This window comes from Acinetobacter portensis, assembly GCF_009372215.1.
GTDB lineage: Bacteria > Pseudomonadota > Gammaproteobacteria > Pseudomonadales > Moraxellaceae > Acinetobacter > Acinetobacter portensis.
In genome coordinates this window covers 1-861 of sequence record NZ_LWRV01000073.1, presented here as the reverse complement: position 1 = coordinate 861, position 861 = coordinate 1, and the positions used below count along the sequence as shown (strand labels likewise).

General features: G+C 33.6%; 1 protein-coding gene. It reads left to right on the top strand.

Annotated elements, in window-relative coordinates:
* Window positions 1-79 precede the first annotated feature (79 nt).
* Window positions 80-844 carry an IS5 family transposase gene (locus A6M14_RS14425; RefSeq protein WP_004985728.1) on the top strand — a complete coding sequence of 255 codons (765 nt, stop codon included), beginning with the start codon at window positions 80-82 and terminating at the stop codon, window positions 842-844.
* Window positions 845-861: the final 17 nt, after the last annotated feature.

Genomic DNA, 861 nt, shown 5'->3' with positions numbered 1-861 from the left:
TAGGGTCTGTTGACATTTTCTGTTCAAAAAAATAGCGAGAAAGTAAAATTTAATCGCCAAACCAAATTTACTTCTCGCTATGCCTCGTACAATGCTGAATGATCAACACTGGTCTAAGTTACTTTCTATTTTCCGAAATTTTAATATCTATTTCAAATCTAATTTGAGAAATTTTGTCGAAGCAATACTTTATAGAATAAGAACAGGCTGTCCGTGGCGTGATTTGCCTAAGGAATTTGGTTCGTATAACTCAATCTTTAAAAAATATAATCGTTGGTGTAAAAATGATAAGTTAATGAAAGTATTTAAATTAATTTCTTCAAATGCTGATGTGGAATGGGTTTTTATTGATGGTAGTCATGTTCGGGCACATCAACATTCTGCTGGAATAAAAGATCAGGATATTTCTAAAAGCATTGGTGGCAATAGTTCTAAAATACACTTAGCTGTTGATGCGGATGGCAATCCAATCGAAATTATTATCTCCGATGGAACGACACATGATGTCAAGATTGCTCCCAAAATGATTGAAAAACTAGATTTGAGTGAAACGGAAGTGTGTTGTGCAGACAAAGGATATGACTCTGAATCATTAAGAGAACAAATATCTGCGAAAAAAACTAAAGCGAATATTCCAAGAAAATCAAATACCCAGTCAAATAATGACCATATGGATTGGTATTTATATAAAATCAGACACTTAGTGGAGAATGCATTTTGTAGGTTAAAGCAGTTCAGAGGAATAGCAACACGATATGATAAGTTAAAGTGTAGCTATGAGGGTGCAGTTGCATTAGCTTGTATATTTATTTGGCTACCTTTATCGGGTAAATTCTATACTTGAAATGTCAACAGACCCTA

Bases quoted from the DNA above. Each gene is read 5' to 3' on its own strand.
- A6M14_RS14425 (WP_004985728.1), top strand. From the start codon at position 80: ATGCCTCGTACAATGCTGAATGATCAACACTGGTCTAAGTTACTTTCT.